Origin of the sequence: Bifidobacterium angulatum DSM 20098 = JCM 7096 (assembly GCF_001025155.1) — a bacterium.
GTDB classification, from domain to species: domain Bacteria; phylum Actinomycetota; class Actinomycetes; order Actinomycetales; family Bifidobacteriaceae; genus Bifidobacterium; species Bifidobacterium angulatum.
Map to the genome: position 1 here is coordinate 1,268,066 of NZ_AP012322.1, position 17,019 is coordinate 1,285,084.

Annotated in this window: 16 protein-coding genes and 1 pseudogene; 7 read left to right on the forward strand and 10 right to left on the reverse strand. The window is 56.3% G+C overall.

The genetic code is table 11. From position 1 onward, the window contains the following. The first annotated feature begins 63 nt into the window (after positions 1–63). The gene (locus tag BBAG_RS05185) at positions 64–900 is read left to right on the forward strand and encodes a metal ABC transporter permease (RefSeq protein WP_003826765.1); all 837 of its coding nucleotides are present in this window, start codon (positions 64–66) and stop codon (positions 898–900) included. A 27-nt stretch (positions 901–927) separates the two neighbouring features. Here the strand turns inward: BBAG_RS05185 and ispF are convergent, their stop codons facing one another. Next, positions 928–1,425, reverse strand: a complete 498-nt coding sequence (gene ispF, locus BBAG_RS05190; protein ID WP_003826767.1) for a 2-C-methyl-D-erythritol 2,4-cyclodiphosphate synthase — start codon at positions 1,423–1,425, stop codon at positions 928–930. A gap of 170 nt (positions 1,426–1,595) precedes the next feature. Then, positions 1,596–2,189 carry a CarD family transcriptional regulator gene (locus BBAG_RS05195; RefSeq protein ID WP_003826768.1) on the reverse strand — a complete coding sequence of 198 codons (594 nt, stop codon included), beginning with the start codon at positions 2,187–2,189 and terminating at the stop codon, positions 1,596–1,598. 146 nt (positions 2,190–2,335) lie between these two features. On the opposite strand from BBAG_RS05195, the gene glgB reads away from it, so the two are divergent. From glgB to BBAG_RS05210, 3 genes are all read left to right on the forward strand, one after another. Continuing rightward, positions 2,336–4,594: a 1,4-alpha-glucan branching protein GlgB gene (gene glgB / locus BBAG_RS05200; RefSeq protein ID WP_033508457.1), complete on the forward strand. Its 2,259-nt coding sequence runs from the start codon at positions 2,336–2,338 to the stop codon at positions 4,592–4,594. A gap of 28 nt (positions 4,595–4,622) precedes the next feature. Beyond that, a complete protein-coding gene (locus BBAG_RS05205; protein WP_003826771.1) occupies positions 4,623–5,351 on the forward strand; it encodes a response regulator transcription factor in 729 nt (242 codons plus the stop codon). 105 nt (positions 5,352–5,456) lie between these two features. After that, a complete protein-coding gene (locus BBAG_RS05210) occupies positions 5,457–6,443 on the forward strand; it encodes a sensor histidine kinase (protein WP_407921656.1) in 987 nt (328 codons plus the stop codon). Positions 6,444–7,390: 947 nt separating this feature from the next. On the opposite strand, the gene BBAG_RS05215 is transcribed toward BBAG_RS05210, so the two are convergent. Together BBAG_RS05215 and BBAG_RS05220 are read right to left on the reverse strand one after the other, a co-directional pair. Beyond that, positions 7,391–8,845 (reverse strand): polysaccharide biosynthesis tyrosine autokinase, encoded by a 1,455-nt coding sequence (locus BBAG_RS05215; RefSeq protein WP_407921662.1) that lies wholly within the window; start codon positions 8,843–8,845, stop codon positions 7,391–7,393. Positions 8,846–9,072: 227 nt separating this feature from the next. Next, entirely contained in the window at positions 9,073–9,306 is a 234-nt protein-coding gene (locus BBAG_RS05220) for a hypothetical protein (protein ID WP_033508390.1), read from the reverse strand. A gap of 7 nt (positions 9,307–9,313) precedes the next feature. Between BBAG_RS05220 and BBAG_RS08315 the strand changes: the two are divergent. After that, a pseudogene (locus BBAG_RS08315) lies at positions 9,314–9,463 on the forward strand (YccF domain-containing protein); the annotation flags it as partial. Positions 9,464–9,760: 297 nt separating this feature from the next. Here the strand turns inward: BBAG_RS08315 and BBAG_RS05230 are convergent. Continuing rightward, the gene (locus BBAG_RS05230) at positions 9,761–11,215 is read right to left on the reverse strand and encodes a hypothetical protein (RefSeq protein WP_231855846.1); all 1,455 of its coding nucleotides are present in this window, start codon (positions 11,213–11,215) and stop codon (positions 9,761–9,763) included. A 405-nt stretch (positions 11,216–11,620) separates the two neighbouring features. On the opposite strand from BBAG_RS05230, the gene BBAG_RS05235 reads away from it, so the two are divergent. Then, positions 11,621–12,043 carry a hypothetical protein gene (locus BBAG_RS05235; protein WP_003826781.1) on the forward strand — a complete coding sequence of 141 codons (423 nt, stop codon included), beginning with the start codon at positions 11,621–11,623 and terminating at the stop codon, positions 12,041–12,043. 198 nt (positions 12,044–12,241) lie between these two features. Here BBAG_RS05235 and BBAG_RS05240 read toward each other — a convergent pair whose 3' ends face one another. From BBAG_RS05240 to BBAG_RS05250, 3 genes are read right to left on the reverse strand one after another with little or no spacing between them, the layout of a single operon-like run. Next, positions 12,242–13,012 carry a DUF1294 domain-containing protein gene (locus tag BBAG_RS05240; RefSeq protein WP_231855847.1) on the reverse strand — a complete coding sequence of 257 codons (771 nt, stop codon included), beginning with the start codon at positions 13,010–13,012 and terminating at the stop codon, positions 12,242–12,244. Positions 13,013–13,054: 42 nt separating this feature from the next. Then, a complete protein-coding gene (locus BBAG_RS05245; RefSeq protein ID WP_003826783.1) occupies positions 13,055–13,546 on the reverse strand; it encodes a type II toxin-antitoxin system death-on-curing family toxin in 492 nt (163 codons plus the stop codon). After that, complete coding sequence (locus BBAG_RS05250) at positions 13,539–14,045, reverse strand: Panacea domain-containing protein (protein ID WP_003826784.1); 507 nt, start codon at positions 14,043–14,045, stop codon at positions 13,539–13,541. The genes BBAG_RS05245 and BBAG_RS05250 overlap by 8 nt, the downstream gene beginning before the upstream one ends. A 481-nt stretch (positions 14,046–14,526) precedes the next feature. Between BBAG_RS05250 and BBAG_RS05255 the strand changes: the two genes are divergently transcribed. Further along, on the forward strand, positions 14,527–15,018 hold the full coding sequence (locus BBAG_RS05255) for a hypothetical protein (protein ID WP_003826785.1): 492 nt from the start codon (positions 14,527–14,529) through the stop codon (positions 15,016–15,018). Positions 15,019–15,243: 225 nt separating this feature from the next. Here BBAG_RS05255 and BBAG_RS05260 read toward each other — a convergent pair whose 3' ends face one another. Beyond that, complete coding sequence (locus BBAG_RS05260; RefSeq protein WP_003826786.1) at positions 15,244–15,978, reverse strand: RloB family protein; 735 nt, start codon at positions 15,976–15,978, stop codon at positions 15,244–15,246. A 71-nt stretch (positions 15,979–16,049) separates the two neighbouring features. Beyond that, entirely contained in the window at positions 16,050–16,988 is a 939-nt protein-coding gene (locus tag BBAG_RS05265) for an AAA family ATPase (RefSeq protein ID WP_003826787.1), read from the reverse strand. Positions 16,989–17,019 lie beyond the last annotated feature (31 nt).

The following is a 17,019-nucleotide window of genomic DNA, read 5'->3' on the forward strand; positions in this document are numbered from 1 at the left end:
TGCCAACACTGCGAACTCAGCCTGCCGCGCCCATTCCACTAATCATCCGAGCAAGGACCTTCCATGACCAACATCGATTTCAGCTTCGACCCAAACTGGATGGAGACGCTCACCACCCCGTTCATGACGAACGCCTTCATCGCAGGACTATGCATCGCGTTCGCGGCCGGAGTGATGGGTTATTTCACCATTGCACGCCATTCCACGTTCGCCGCGCACGCCTTGGCGCATATCGGTTTGCCGGGCGCGACCGGAGCCGTACTGCTCGGACTGCCGGTTTCGCTCGGCCTAGGTGCATTCGCGTTGGGCGGCGCACTGGTGATCGGCGCGCTGGGCAAACGCGTATCGGAACGTGAAATCGCCACGGGAACGGTTCTGGCGTTCGCCACCGGCCTGGGCCTGTTCTTCGCAAGACTGTCGTCATCGGCGTCATCGCAGATGCAATCGATTCTGTTCGGTTCGATTCTGACGATTACCACCGGGCAGATCGTCGGTTTCGCGATCTTCGACGTGCTGCTGCTTGTAGTGCTTGCCGTAATCTACCGTCCGCTGCTGTTCAGCTCGCTGGACGAGCAGGTGGCGCAGGCCAAGGGCGTGCCGATTGGCATGATGAACATCGCGTTCATGGCCATCATGGCTGGCGTGATCACCATCGCGGTACCGGCCGTGGGCACGCTGCTCATCTTCGCGTTGGTGATTACGCCGGCGGCTACGGCGAACATCCTCACCGGCACGCCGTTCAAATCTATGGTGGTGTCGGGGCTGCTGTGCTTGGCCGCCATCTGGGGAGGCCTTATGGTCTCGGCGATGTTCCCCGCTCCCCCAAGCTTCGTCATCGTCACGCTGTCCACCCTGTTCTGGGCGCTTGCCAAGGGCATCGAAGCCGTTCGCCGTAAGTAGTCCGGCCTGCCCCGGCATCCCTCGCCATCAGGCATCTACCAGCGCGTTGGCAATGGCGGCGACGCCTTCCCCACGCCCGGTAAATCCCATGTGATCGGTGGTGGTTGCGGTCACGGATATCGGGCAGCCTGCAATTCGGGACAACACGCTTGCGGCCTGCTCGCGGCGAGGGCCGATCTTCGGCCTGTTGCCGATGATCACGACGGACGCGGATTGAGGCGTATACCCGTGGGAGCGCAGATGCTCGACGGTGTCGCGCAACATGTCCGCACCATGCATTCCGGCTCCCCGTGATGTCTTCCCCACACCGAACAGCGAGCCGATATCCCCTAGTCCGGCAGCGGCAAGAAACGCGTCGATCAGCGCATGTACGGCCACATCGCCGTCGGAGTCGCCTTCAATGGCAAGACCTTCAACATCCCATCGCACACCGGCGAGCCACAGTTCGCGTTCCATATGCGGCTCCGTACCATCCGTTCCCATAAAGCGATGGGCATCGAACCCTTGACCTATGCGCATGGTCATATCTTCTCCATTCCTTTTCCACCAGTCACGTCTGGCCAAGCCACAAGAGCCAGCCGGCAATACGCATCAATACACAACAGTATGAAACCGTGCAACGATATGAAAAAAGGAAGCCGTCACTGGGGCGACTTCCCTCACATCTCATATGGTACCGGCAGGTGCCAGCCGAATCACTTCTTCTTCGACTTCTTCGAAGCCTCCACACGAGCCAAAGTGTCTTTGGCGGCTTCTTCCGGCTCCTGGGTGTGATGCTTCTCATCGCCGGGCTTGGCGGGGCTGTACCCCAGATTCACGTCAAGCAGACGCTGCGCTTCGCTCTCTTCGATCTTTTCGCTGAGAGCGATTTCCGAGGTGAGAATCGAACGGGCCTTGGTGAGCATGCGCTTCTCGCCGGCCGACAGTCCATGCTCGTCCACGTCGCGCTGAGCCAGGTCGCGCACCACTTCGGCGATGTTGTTCACGTCGCCGGTGGCAATCTTCTCGACGTTCAGCTTGTAACGCCTGGACCAATTCATTTCCTTCTCGATGATCGGCGTACGAAGAATCTCGAACACCTTGGCCACCTCGTTGGCGTCAACAATGTCACGGACGCCGACCTTCTTGGCGTTATCCACCGGAACATTAATAACCAGGCCATCGGCTGAAAGCACCGAAAGCTCCAGATATTCGCGGGTCACCCCTCGCACCGTCCGCTCGGTAATGGCCTCAACCCTTGCCGCGCCATGACGCGGATAGACGACCATATCGCCGACCTTGTATCCCATGAAACCTCCGATTGAGCTTGAGCGGACACACAAAAAACCTGAACGAGTATGCCATAGCCACTGGACTTGGGAAAAAGTCCGGAAAAATTGCACTTCGACGCGCCAAATGTTCCATTTTTAAGCATTAAAGCCGTACACTAATGACCATGAGCACAAATACGACAATCAATGACGATATCGTTGCCGTCCAGGTCAATCAGGGCGACCTTGATCAGGTAAGCAACGCCACTTTCTATAATCCTCACGCCATTCTCGGCGCACATCTCGCCGAGGGCGAACAGGCTCAATACACCACGGTCCGCGTTTTGCGCCCGTTTGCGAAAACGGTCACCATCGTGACACAGGCCGGCGAATACGAGGCAAGGCACGAATTCAACGGGGTTTTCGTGGCCATTGTCCCCTCCGTTGTCAACGATGACGGCGGATACTCCGTGCCGGACTATCGTGTGAAAGTCTCCTACGAGGATGTTCCCGAAACCATTCAGGACGATCCGTACCGCTACCTGCCGACCGTCGGCGAAATGGACATGTACCTGTTCGGCGAGGGCCGCCACGAACGCCTGTGGGACGCGCTGGGCGCACATGTGCGCGAGTACGACGATCCGATGGGTGGCGTGGACGGCACGCCTGGCGAAAAGGTGACCGGCGTATCCTTCGCCGTATGGGCGCCGAATGCGCATGCCGTGCGCGTGATCGGTTCGTTCAACGGCTGGGACGGCCGCTGCCATGCAATGCGCGAACTCGGGTCCTCCGGCGTATGGGAGCTGTTTATTCCGGGCGTCAAGGCCGGAGACGTGTACAAGTACCAGATTCTGAACGCCAATTGGGAGTGGGTCGACAAAGCCGACCCCATGGAACGCTCCCACGAGATCCCGCCTGCAACCGGTTCGGTCGTGGTCGATTCCAAGCATGAGTGGCATGACGAGGAGTGGATGGAACGCCGTGCGGCCACCGACCCGCACAACGGCCCGGTGACGATCTACGAGCTCAACGCACTGAGCTGGCGCAAGGACGTGAACAACTACCGTGAGCTGGCCGACAAGCTGGTCCCCTACGTGCAGAAGATGGGCTTCACCCACGTGGAGTTCATGCCGCTGGCCGAATACCCATTCACCGGTTCCTGGGGCTATCAGGTCACCGGCTACTATGCAATCGATTCGCGCTTGGGCGGTCCTGACGACTTCAAATACCTGGTCGAGAAACTGCATGAAGCCGGCATCGGCGTCATCATGGACTGGGTGCCCGCGCACTTCCCGAAGGACGCCTTCGCGCTGGGACGTTTCGACGGCACCCCACTGTATGAGGACCCGGATCCCACCCGCGGCGAACACCCGGATTGGGGCACCTACATCTTCAACTTCGGGCGCAACGAAGTGCGCAACTTCCTGGTGGCCGACGCCTGCTTCTGGCTGAACGAATACCATATGGACGGCCTGCGCGTCGACGCCGTGAGCTCCATGCTCTACCTCGACTACAGCCGTGAGCCCGGCCAATGGCACCCGAATATCTACGGCGGGCGCGAGAACCTTGAGGCCATCGACTTCCTCAAGGAGGCCAACGCCACCGCATACAAGAACAATCCAGGCATCATGATGATCGCCGAAGAGTCCACTGCATACCCCGGCATCACCGCTCCGACCGATGCGGGCGGCGTGGGATTCGGCCTCAAATGGAACATGGGCTGGATGCATGACACCCTTCAATATCTGCATGAGTCTCCAATCAACCGTAAATGGCATCATGACGAGATCACCTTCTCGATGGTGTACGCCTATTCCGAGCGCTACGTGCTACCGATCAGCCACGATGAGGTCGTGTACGGCAAGGGCTCGCTGTTCGGCAAAATGCCCGGCGACAACTGGCAGAAATACGCCGGCGTACGCGCCCTGTTCGCCTACCAGTGGGCGCACCCGGGCAAGAAGCTCACCTTCATGGGCAACGAGCTTGCGCAATGGGGCGAATGGGATCATGACAATTCCATCGACTGGGATTGCCTGAACTGGCAGGAGCATGCCAGCGTGCAGCGTCTCGTAGCCGACCTGAACAAGCTGTATAAGCAGACCCCGGCCATCTGGAGCCAGGACTTCACCCCGGACGGCTTCCAGTGGCTCACCAGCGACGACGCCGACCACAACACGCTGAGCTTCGTGCGCATCGGTACCAAGGGCGAGGAATGCGTCGTGGTGGTGAACTTCTCCGGCGAGGCATGGTCCGATTATCAGGTAGCACTCCCCCACGGCGGCCGTTGGACAGAAGTGCTGTCCACGGATTCCACCGTGTACGGTGGTTCCGGCATCTCGAACGGCACCTTCGAAGCGGATGCCGGCGAATACCATTCCCGCCCCGCTTCCGCACGAATCACCGTTCCTGCGCTTGCTGCGGTATTCTTGAAGCCGGAAAACTGATATACCCAGCTGAAAGGCAGCTATCGAAATGCTCAACTCAACAGCACAACAGCAGGCTCAGCCTCGCACCGTGCTGGTCGTCGAAGATGAACCGACGCTGGCCACAGCAATCGCTCAGCGCATCACCGCCGAAGGTTGGTCCGCACGCGTTGCCGGAGACGGGGCGAGTGCCGTCCAGGCGGCAGCCCAGCTGAGGCCAGATCTGGTCATCATGGATATCATGCTGCCGGTAATGGACGGTCTTGAGGCCACGAAACGCATCGTGGCCGACCGCCCGGTACCGGTGCTCATCCTCACCGCACGCGACGATGAGGCGGACAAGGTGATCGGCCTGGGCGCCGGTGCCGATGATTACATGACCAAGCCGTTCTCCATGCGCGAACTGATCGCCCGTTGCAAGGCGCTGCTGCGCCGGGTGGACCGGGCAAAGGTCATCGCCAAGAATGCGGAAAACGAGAAGGTTCTCGACTTCGGCTCGCTGATCATCGATCCGGCACAGCGCACCGTCAGCCTTAACGGCAAGGATGTTCACCTGACGCCCACCGAATTCGACCTGCTGGCGACCCTCGCCCGAAAGCCGAAGTCCGTGCTCACCCGTGAGAAGCTCCTCGAAGAGGTGTGGGATTGGGTGGATGCCTCCGGCACCCGTACCGTAGACAGCCATGTCAAGGCGTTGCGACACAAGCTCGGCCCTGACATGATTCGCACGGTGCATGGCGTAGGATATGCCTTTGAGCCGCCATCCGACGGCGAATAAGGCTTCTACCCAAGGTTGTTGATGAACGTCAAACAGCGTAAACCGCGCTTTCAGGGCGCACGTCGTACCGGCGTGCGCCCTATCTTGTTCCTTCGCTCCCTCAAAATGGAGCTCAGTGCCCTGATCGTGATCGCCACGGCGATCGCGTTCCTGGTGTGCTGGATCCTGCTCAAGCTCGATCTGAGCTGGTGGATCGCCATGCCCCTTACACTGGTGGTGGCATTGAGCTTCACCTATACGTTCTCCCGCGGTCTGACCGCACGTCTACGTCAATTGCGTGACGTTGCCGAGGCCATGGCGAACGGCGACTACAGCGTGCGCGTGCCGATCGACGATTCCAGCCACGACGAGGTGGAGCAGTTGGCGCGGTCGTTCAACGAGATGGCCGCCGAACTGCAGCATGCGGACAAGATGCGCATGGACATGATCGCCAACGTGAGTCATGAGCTGCGCACACCCGTTTCCGCCCTGCAGGCACAGGTGGAGAACATGGCGGACGGTGTGACCGAGCCGACACCGGCGAATCTGGAAAGCATTCTCAACCAGACGCACCGGCTAAGCGATCTGATCGCGTTCCTGCTGGATCTGAGCCGCATGGAGGCCGGAGCCGCCAGCCTGGATATCGAAAGGTTCAACTTCGCCGAGTTTCTTGACGACACCATCGAACCGCTGGAGATCGCCGACGGCGGGCATGCGCATATCATCGAAATGAACGTTCCCGACGGCATCATGATCGAAGGGGACCAGGATCGTCTGCGCCAGCTGTTCACCAATATCATCGGCAACGCGTTGAAGCACTCCCCCGACGGCACGAATGTGCTGGTGGAGGCGCATGAGGATATTCCGCATGGCACTGTGGTGACCAACGTGGTGAACTTCGGCTCGCAGATCTCACCGGATTCACGCTCCGATATCTTCCGCCGATTCGTCCGCGCCAAAACCGGCCCAGGCACGGAGTCCGGCGGTACTGGGCTAGGCCTGTCCATCGCACGGTGGGCCGCACAATTGCATGGGGGCACCGTTCAGGTGGTGGACGATTCCCGAGGTGCCAATTTTGAGATAGTGCTGCCCAAATACCATATTGTGGGGTAACATATGCTCTTGGGAAGAGTAATACGAGAAGGCAGTTGAGGGCATCCGCAATCACATCACGTAATCATATCCTGTCACAAGTGCATCTTCGGTAGGGACAACGGCGTCCCTACCTTCTTTTTTTATCCGTTGTATTTTCTTGCTGTATTGTCGTGGCCAACCGTCGAAAACCGATTCCCGCCGTTTCCTTGTCGTGCCGCTTGTTCATCGTTTTTCCATCCCGGTTCTTTTTTCGCTTGTTTCCTGCGCCCCGCAGCTGGCATGTTGACCGTAGAACCGAACTACAACATGTTGCAGAAGCATACGGTTAACGGCAACAAAAAGGCCTCCCGAGGGAGACCTTTCATGCTATGGCGATTGCCGCGTGGATTCCTCGACGCTGAATCGTGTCAAATCGACATCTCCCATAGCGTCGACCATCAACGGCAACGCATCATGAGACATGATCGTGCAACGCATCCACGGCGGTACGGATGGCGGCGACATTACCACCGTACTGCGGCATGCCGCTCATCATGCGCCAGACGGGGTTGCTGGTATTGGCATAGGCGATGCCGACATGCCTATCAAGATTCCTGACCGTACTGTCAAGATTGGCGATAGACCGCTGAAGACAGGATTCTTTGCGTGGCCAATGCCGCTCCCCTGCTACGAATGTCGATTTCCATCCCGGCGGACATCGAAGATCCACAGGGTAAGGATATGGAAGCGTACATCATTGCGCATAATGAAACCGTGCGTGCCCTTAAGCGCATCGCCGCGGCGGTGGCCTGAATTCCTGCAAGCAGGCGCGCACCCAGTCACGCACACTTCACAGCGCACAACGGCCAGCGCTGCAACATTCGTTCAGATATGACGAGTCCCCGCTCCAAAAGAAACGGGGACTCGATCAGTTTGGAATCACTTGTCACGACAAGTCGTCAGGCATATGGCGCGCATTCGTGCCATCACTTGCCACGCCTGTGCGAACGGCGGCGCTTCCTGTCTTTCTTGCTGTCTTCCTTGCCGTATTCGCCCTTGTAGTAGTACGAACCGTAGTAGTAATAGTTGCCGTATCCACGGTTGCGCTTCTCGTCGGCAAGGTTGAACACGTAGCCGAGCAGCGGCACGTCGAGATCGCGAAGTTCGTTGACGGCGCCACGCAACGCGCTCTTATAGGTCACTCCACGTGCGGAGATCATGACCACGCCGTTGCCCATCTGGCCGAATACGGCGGCATCGTTCGCCACGGACATGGGCGTGGTGTCGATGATCACATAGTCATACTGCTGCACGGCCTGATGCACTAGTTCGTGCATGATGCGGGAGTTGAGCAGCACGGAGGCGTTCTGAATACGCGGACCGGCGGGCATGATATGCAGGTTCGGCTTCCAGTAACGCTGCACCACGTCCTTGACGCTGGCCTGATTGCTCAGCACATGAGCAAGACCAACACCACCTTCGAGACCAAGACGCTTGGCCACGGACGGGTGGCGCAGATCGGCGTCGATGAGCAGCACGGATGCGCCGTTCTCCGCGAGCGCGGCCGCAAGATTGCATGACACAGTGGTTTTGCCTTCGGACGGCATGGACGAGGTGATTACGATCAGGCGGCCCTTGTCGCCGTCTTTGGAGGTGACGAACGACAGGTTGGTGCGCATGCGGCGGAATTCCTCGGCGATGGGGCTGTCCGGCTTGGTGACGATAACCGGCTTGGTGACGTTAAGCACTTCGTCCTTGGGGATAATGCCGGCGATGCTGCCGTTGGGGTCGATGGACTGCAGGTCCATGAGGTCCTGCAGCTTGCGGGCCAGCAGGTCGCGTACAAGTGCCGCGAAGATGCCCAGTACGATGCCGGCGACAACAGCCACGGCGATGTTGAGCTTGGTGTTTGGCGAGCTTTGGGAGGTGGGTGTCTTGGCTTTCTGTACCACGGACAGTTTCACCATGGACTTCTTGCCGGAGGCGTACAGCTCGGAGGAGACCACTTTGGAAAGGGATTGCGACACTTCGTTCGCCAGCTGCGCGGACTGTTCCGGGCTGGTGGCTTCAACGGAGACGTTGAGCATGTAGGTGTCGGTGGGGTTGGTGGCGGTTACCATGGTGGCAAGATCGTCGGTGGTGATGGAGTTGTCGTTCAGTTCGTTGATCACCGGTTGGAGCACGGCCTCGGTTTTGACCAGATCCGGGTAGCTCTTGAGCTGGGTGGCGATGTAGGCGCCGGCTGTACTCTGGCTGCTCACGCTGCTGTCGAGCGCGTCGGCGGTGGTGTTGTTGTAGCTGGCGAACAGCTGGGCCGTTGCCGTGTATTTCTTCTGCGCGGTCAGCGTGTATGCGGTTACGCCGACGACCACGAGAACGAACACCAGAATCGCTGTGAACATGTGCTTGCCGACGATGCGGATCAGATCCATCAGGGTCATGCCTTCGTCTGCATCCGATTCTGATCGTTCCGCGAGAACCACATTCTGCGGGTTTGCATCGATACGGTTCTCCGGGATAAGAATGCTGTTTTGTTGGGCTTTGTCTTCAGCCACGCTTCTCTCCTGTCTGACTGTCTCAATCATTCGCAGTTTACGGCTACGGGGGGATTATTTCCAGCAAAACCGGTTTTTGCATCAACACTTTCATAAGCGCTCACCGCAAGCGTTTACGCTTGTGTGTTCGGGGGGCCGACGGTGAAGCGCAGGTACGCGCGGTCGTCGAAGGAGTCGAGCCCTGGTTCGAAGCCTTTGGTCGTGGGGAAACGGCTGATGAGATGCGGGTCGCTGGCTTTGAGTTCCGCGAGCGCCCTTTCGGATTGGTCAAGCGTGGGTTCGAGGAAGGGGTAGCCGTCGCTGGCGAGCACTATGTCGTCGCCGAGGGCGATCATGACGGTGAACACGGGGGGGGTGCTGGCCGGAATATGGATGGCGATCGGCTATGTGGGCGCCGGCCTGCTGAACTGCGTCACCATCATTGGTATTCCGTTCGGTATTCAATCATTCAAGATGGCCAAATTAGCGCTATGGCCGTTCGGCTCGCAAATCCGCAGCTTGTAAATCACTTCAGATCACTTCGCCCAGCATAGACGGCCATCGACTGCCGTCTTGCATATAAGTATCGAGGAGCTGCGGTCCGAACAGGCCGTGGCCACTGCACCCTCAGCAACGAAACACGTCTCATTTCGCTTATGGCAGCTCCAGAGCGGCAAGGCTCAAAAACCGAACAGTCGCATTACCTACCCAAATGATTACTAATGTCAGCCGCCTTGTGGACAGGTTAAAGAATATTTGCGATAGCGGCTTCTCTAACTGTACGTTATCGAGAAGAAGACATCCGCACCCCGTCAAATACGGTTACTCGCGCAGCTTGCTTGCCGCGAAGATAAACAATGGCAGCGCGGCGAACGCGTAGTTCTCGCATTGGATATACAGGTACACGATCAGGACAAGCCAGCAGATAACAGTCTTGCTCCAAACACCATGCTCGGCAGCTGCAGTATCGAAAACATGTGTCATGGAAACTATGGAAGCGATGACCAGCAGAACCAGGCCGATCAATCCGTATTCTGCGACGACGCTGGTATACGCACACATCGTCCATACGGTGTCCGCATTCATGCCGGCCGCAAATCCTGTGGCCGCGCCGCCGTTCATGCCAAGACCATTTAGTAGCTGCTCGGCCTTGGATGCGCCAGCCCACACCGCATTGATGATATTGCCCGCACCATAACCGGTGAACATGGTCCATGGGTGGGCGAGCAGGCCGCAGAGCGGATCGAGGCTTTGGTAGATTCTCGCAAAGAACGAACCGTCTCCCTGCGCGCCGTTTTCGGCAATGGAAGACAGTCTGGAATCGGCAAGCACGCCCAGCAGACCAAGCAGGCATGCTCCGGCAAGCTGCGCCATGCCACGCAGTCGTTGCTTCCGATCATGCCACGTGTTGTGCACGATGATGGCGACCAGCAGCGCCACAACGGAGTCGATGACGATTCTGGTGCCAGCCTGCATCAGCATCGCGCCGATCGCATAGACGACGATGAGGTCACGCAGCCGTTTGGCATAGATGCTGTCGCGACCTCGCATCAGCCACATGAGGGGCAGCAGTATGCCGAACAGGTGCATGCCGATATAGCTGGGTTCCGCGAACAGGAATTGCGGCCGACCGCCGCCCCACACCGAACTATCGGTGATGTACTGGCGGTACATGAGATGCGAGAAATAGTTGACGAGCGGCTCGAACCGCAGATGGATGGAGAACCATTGCACGACACCCACGGCGAAGGAGCACCAATAGGCCACGATAAGCAGCCGGATCGGCATGTTCCAGGGGATGCGTTTGATATGGAAGGCGATGACAAGCGCGCCCAACGTGGCGAGCATACCGAACAGCCCGGTGAGACTCATGAATGCGGCGTTGAAATGAATGCCGAAGCGCAGCCACCCAGGGATGGACAGGATGATGCAGGCGACCGGCAGCAGGAACATAGGCAGATACTTCACGGCTACGATATGCAGTTGCCGCCAGTTGCATAGGCAGTAGACGGCGAATAGCGCGGGACTGATCGGCGACCAGAACGGCGCGTACAGGCCGAGCGTGGTGCCGTCCACCGGGAGAAGCGCGATGCCCAGCAACAGCCAGATGACGTTCCGATCCTGCGTCGTCAGGAATCGCAGCATTGGGCGATAGGAAACGGCGTGCCCCGCCGATTGTCTGCCGCTCGCTTGCGCCTGTGCAGCGGCATCATCAATTGCGACGCCAGCCTTGGCCTTGGCAGCCACTTCGCATTCACTATTGTTCGGTCGAATCACACGCGCCCCTTTCCGCAACCAACCCTACTCGACATTGCACTATATGCACCCATTGATTTCACCGCGCAACGGATGATATTGCCACAACGATTCACGGCTTCAAATGTTCATTCGAACATTAACAGAACACGGAATATCATAAAAAGACAACACGCTTAATGTTATCTTTTTTAAACCGCCTGGCACTTGCCGTAAACCCAGCTATGACAACGATTCACAAAACCACAGTACACAAAAAGTTCATTTTTCAACCATTTCACCTTCTATATGCGTGGTAGCATCAATAGCGAACACAGCAAGCGTTCACCCCACACAACACAAACCAGTCATACATAATGTTCATTTGCGACTACAAACGAACATGCATAATGCACATTATGCGCGGCTCGTAGAAAGGCATTATCCATGGCAAACGAGAAAACCGTCATCACCGTGAATCTCGACATGTTCGACAAGGACGCCGACGCCAAAACAGCCGAAGCCAACAAGGTGGCGAAAAACCTGGGCATCAGCGATGAAGCACTCGCCAAGGTAGAGAATTTCAAGCAGGAGCTCACCGATCATGACGCTTGGGATCTGCCGTTCATGGGCTATGTGAACGAGGACGGCTACGGATACGCCTACGTGCCGGACGCGGCCATCACCATGCATCCGTATTGGGACGCCCACAAGGAGTTCATGAATCTGCCGGATGACGTGCAGACCGCATTCGCCATCCGCATGCTGTTCACCCACCGCCCCGTCGACCGCTACGGCGCCGACATGTTCCTGCATTACCACCGCGGATTCACCGTCAACTTCATTGGCGAGGGCGCCAACAAATACTGATCGCCTCAAGCACCGGTTGCTTCAGCTCAAGCCGGCAGCAGCAAGGGCGCCGTCTGCCGGCTTTCCGAACTCCCTGAAATCCCAAGCAACCCCGTAGCGCATTTGATTGGCGGCACCTCGGATCCGCACCGTTCTTATTACCCAGCCGAGTCGTACCCCGATCGTCCAGGCAAACCAGCATACTTCGAGCAGCCCGCTCTAGAACAGACCTCCTGCATGCAGGTACAGGAACAGCACGGTCTGCAGTACAACGAACACGGGCAACCCCCACGCGAAATACCAGTCCCTAGTCTTGTGGTTGAATAGCCGCATGGCAATAATGCCGCCGAGGGCACCACCCATGAACGACAGCCCCATCAGCCATGATTCCGGCACCCGGCTCCAGCTTCCTCCGCTGGATCGGCCGGAGCCCGCTCTCCCACCGCGGTTCCGGGGAGCCTCGCCGTTGGCGATCGCGATTCTCTTATCGGCGGCGAACACCAGCAAGGTGACGCAGTTCATCACGAGCAGATAGATCCCAAGGCCCCGCAGCATAACAGGGTTGAAGGCACGGAACATGCCGGCTCCGTTGAACGACACGAGGCCGCATTTCCAGGCGCACACCATGCCCCACGCCACAAGTCCCACCGCCGTTTCGAACCACCAGGCGACGTTATGTTTGTTGACGTTTCGCTCCCACAGAATCAAACCCAGCAGCATGCCGACTGAGCCACCGGCGAGCGCGAGCAGCGGCATGAGCGCGGTGAGAACGCGTGCGGCCGGCGAATCGGCAGGTTGACGGCTGTTGCCACGAATGTTGCGGTTGCGGGTGCTGCTGCGACGGCCGTCGGGGGTTCGTATGGTGCGATGGGTGACGACGAGTGTCAGGAATGTCACCAGGTTGACGGCGATCAGGTATGCGAGGAAATGGGTCATGGCGGTTGTTGTTGGCTGGGTGGATGGCGGAACGACTGATGCCGAATCGGACATGCGGAGGCTGATCCGGTAGATAGAGCAGACGGCAACCTGCCATTATTCATCGACCAAACGTCCGCTTTCTCTCAGGCTTGCGGCAAATTGTTCTTCCGTGATTTCTTCCGTCACCAGCCTGGAAATGAGTTTATATAGAGTATTTCGTTCTGGCTCTGGATCATCATCGATATCCAAATCGATTCTTTCCATTTTCAGGATGGCCAAAGATATGGCCATTGCGGTGCGCTTGTTGCCGTCGGCGAAATAATGATTTTTGGCTAGGTGAAAGGTGAGATGAGCCACTTGTCGGAACAGATCCTCGAATCGTTCTTTCGGCGATTGTCCGAATACCGGCAGAAAGGTCGAGTCAACAACGCTGCTTACGGAACCGATGTCATCGGCTCTTTCCACAGTGAAGCCGCCGGTGTCTTTAAGCTGCCTCCTGTGTACCTGAACGATTGCCTGCGCCATTGCCTCAACGAGGTCATCGGATGGAAAGACGAGTGGCGGCACTTGGATATGCCACCACTCGTTAGTGTATCGCTCAGGCATTGCGCAGAATCCTGAAGGTGTTCCGCCACTTTGCATTTACTTCATCCAAACTGGATGCAAGAGTGTTTTTGGGGAAGGTCAGACCGTCGTCGGATGCGAGAATGGCATCGTTGGTGATTTCGACGTTTTCTCCTTCCCTGTAGACATTCTTCCAAGCGGAGTTTTTTCGATGGGAGAACCCCACAAGATCGAATGCCGTAAGAAAACCGTATTTCCTTGCCGTCCTGTCAACAACGGATAAAGTCCGTTCATCCTTCGTAACTTCGCCCTCAGGCTTAGGAATCCTGTTGCGCCCATACTTTTGGAAAGCGAAGTAAACGTTCTTCTCAACCGGGCCGTAGGGCCATGCTTCAATCTTGTCTTCGAACAACGGCTTTCCGGTTTCGCGCAGGGATTCAACCTGCGCGAAATAAACGAGCTTGTTCAGCACAAGATTCGTGATGTCGATATCAGAGCCATGGCGAAGAATGAAAGCATTCGCTACTTGTATCGATTTCATGGCTCCTCCTTTTACTCCGGAAACTCCCGCATCTAAGTATACGGGAGTTAATTTCGGAAGAATTTATTTTACTGTCTCTCCCCGCAGAGCGCAAGGCGTCGCTCGTTTCCAGGGATTTTAGCGCCGCTCGCTTCGATACCGGAGCCACCATATGACTTCAAAACCGAATCAGAGGAACCGGAGTGCACGTATCGGTTCGCAGACCGCGCCTGTTAAGCCGCTATATATGGCATTCCGCCGCCATGAATGGTCTCAACATAACACCCTAAATGCACGAAAACCGTCTCCCAATAACCAGGAAACGGCTTTTGCGAACTGAACAACGCTCAGCTTTATCGCATTAAAAATTTAGTCACACATATCAGTAATGCCAACTCAGCGTGTCTCAATAGGATCCCCGAATAATCCAATTTTTGTACCTATAGCCGCTCTCAAAACCCTGAACTATCAAAGCGCTGGCACATATGCTTATACTTAAAGCATGAGTGACGATATTATGCTTAATGACCTGCTCCACCTCACCGATGAGGAAATTCGCAGGACGAAGATTCGCTGCTGCACGGATTATAACGGGTACAATCCTGCCGAGGAGTTCCAGAAAGACCCCGACATGTTCAATACCGCATGGATCCTGGCCCGTAAGAAGAACGAAGACGGGAGGGACGCGGAGCACCTGCACAAGGGATGGAATGTGATTGGTCTGGCCCGTCTTCCGATTGACAAGGATCTTTGGGTGCTCACCTGCATCAAGCGCATCAGCAACACGCTCGACCGCCCGGAGGAAGACAATGAAGCAGAGCATTACGTCGGCTACGAAGGCGAGGAACTGCCAGAATACCGCAAATTCTGCGGCCGAGTCATCGTGCGATACCACAAGAGCCAGGGAGAGGCGCAGCCCATATACCTTGCGGAGAACCTGCTGAATGAGCTTCCCGTAGAGGAAATTCTGCCGCCCAAGGACTCTCTGAGGTGACGCAACTGCCATAGGTTCACGTCAGTCGCCGTGGCCTGACTGACGTGAACTGGCTTTTATGGTTCCTGAAGCGTTACTCTGCTCATTTATGGCAGATTCCGCGGTCTGCTGAACCATCGTTATGCGTTACCCGAAGATCCGAAGATGCAGGAACACAACCATCTTCGCGGAGAGAAGGGTTACTCCCTCTTCTCAAGAAACTCTCTGGTGATTGTTCACATGCGCTTACAGCGTTTCCTCTTCACCCTTATTGATCAATGTTCGGTACTCGTCAATCAGCGTATCCACAATTTTGGGAATGTCCGTCCACGGCGCATAATCCCCGCTAGAAGGTCTGTTGTCTCGTATCAGACGATGTCGCTCATTCATATGCTTCTGCGCATTTTTAGCTGCCGCGGCATACTTCCCAGCTATCGATTTCTGACAAATATGCTTAGGATTATTTCGATTTCGACTCATGTCAATCAGCTGAAGGTTTTTCGCAAGCTTCTCGCATTCCGAAGTCTCGGTGTATGACAGAGGACATGACTGCTTGTGGTCAATCAACCATACGTCAAAACATGGATTGGAGATGATTACTTCAACGCCACTTCGATATCCTTTATCTACGGCCGCACGTAGTTTGTCACCATTTTTGCCGAAATCGTCCACGTCCGCTACCGCCCACACTACAGCGAATGGATCATACGACTCTTTCTTCGCATCCTTCTTATCCTCGCGCAACAGCCTTGTCGCGTCATCCACAAGAGTCTTTGGATCGACTCCTTCTGCCTCCACACAAACCGGATCACGCACCTCGCCGCTTTTAATCCGAAGATTCCTTACATAGTCTCCGAACAAATGCCGTCTGACATATTGGAAGTATTCCACTTCTGTGACAATGCCACCACTGTAGATGAGGAACCGCTTGCTCCTTGGCTTTGATTTCCCCCGATGCCCGGCATTTGGACTACGTACCATTACCCCCCCTCAGAGGTCATTCGCGTATTCCGTTTTGCCTAATGTACGATCAGAGAAACTGCATATCAGCGTTAAGCTTCTTTTTCAGCGTCTTTGGCATTAGCGAAATAATCCTTCACAGTCGCATACAGATTCGGCTGCGCAAGACCACCATATACGCCATGACGGTAGTTCTTCCCATAATTCTCCTTGGAGTTTGGGCTCCAATCCATCAGCCAATTCAGCGTGGATTCACCCGTATTGGGATCCTTCTTCACAATCCATATCTGGTCTCGATCCAGCAACCGATCATCAGCGCCCGACGCACTCATCAACGTCTCATTATGCGTGGTAAAAATCAGCTGCGAATTGTTGGGATTCGTTGCCGGATCCCTATACAGCCTGATGATTTCAGAGAATAGACTCGTACTGATGCTGACGTCCGTCTCATCAAGCAATGTGATTGAGGGCCGCTCCAATGAATCAAGCACCCAGTCAAGTAGCAGCATCACGTTTTTGGTACCTTGCGATTCCCACTGTTCTGAAAGCTGACGGATAACGCCTTTTCCTTGATGGCTGAACAGTACGCGGGGCATAAAGTACTTAGGGGAAGACGATGCGCTGGAATCGCCTAATGCCTCATCAACTGTTGGGACCGAACTGCCCGACACCCCGCTTTCCTCCAGCTTTCGCAGTTCTTCCAGCAGTTCTTCCGGAACGTCTTTTTCTTCGAAATCGACATCGGTTATACCGAGATCGGCCACTCTGATCAGTTTCGACAGCAACAATGCCCGGCCTGGATTCTTGCGGATTCGGTGTATAAAAACCCCGAAGGAATTATCGAAATCCACGGCGAGATAGCACTGGATACTGTTTGCAATAATGTTGTATGCAGGTATCACACTTGTAATGTTCAGTGCGGCCGCGGCCGAGAGAAGAAGCGCGTTCTCCCGAACAAGGTGAGCGATTTTCCCTATGTTGGGGAATTGAGCGCCGATCTTAGTCTTCTTTCCGATTTCACGTTCGAACACTACAGTGCGCCGATTGGTCGCAGACCGAAAC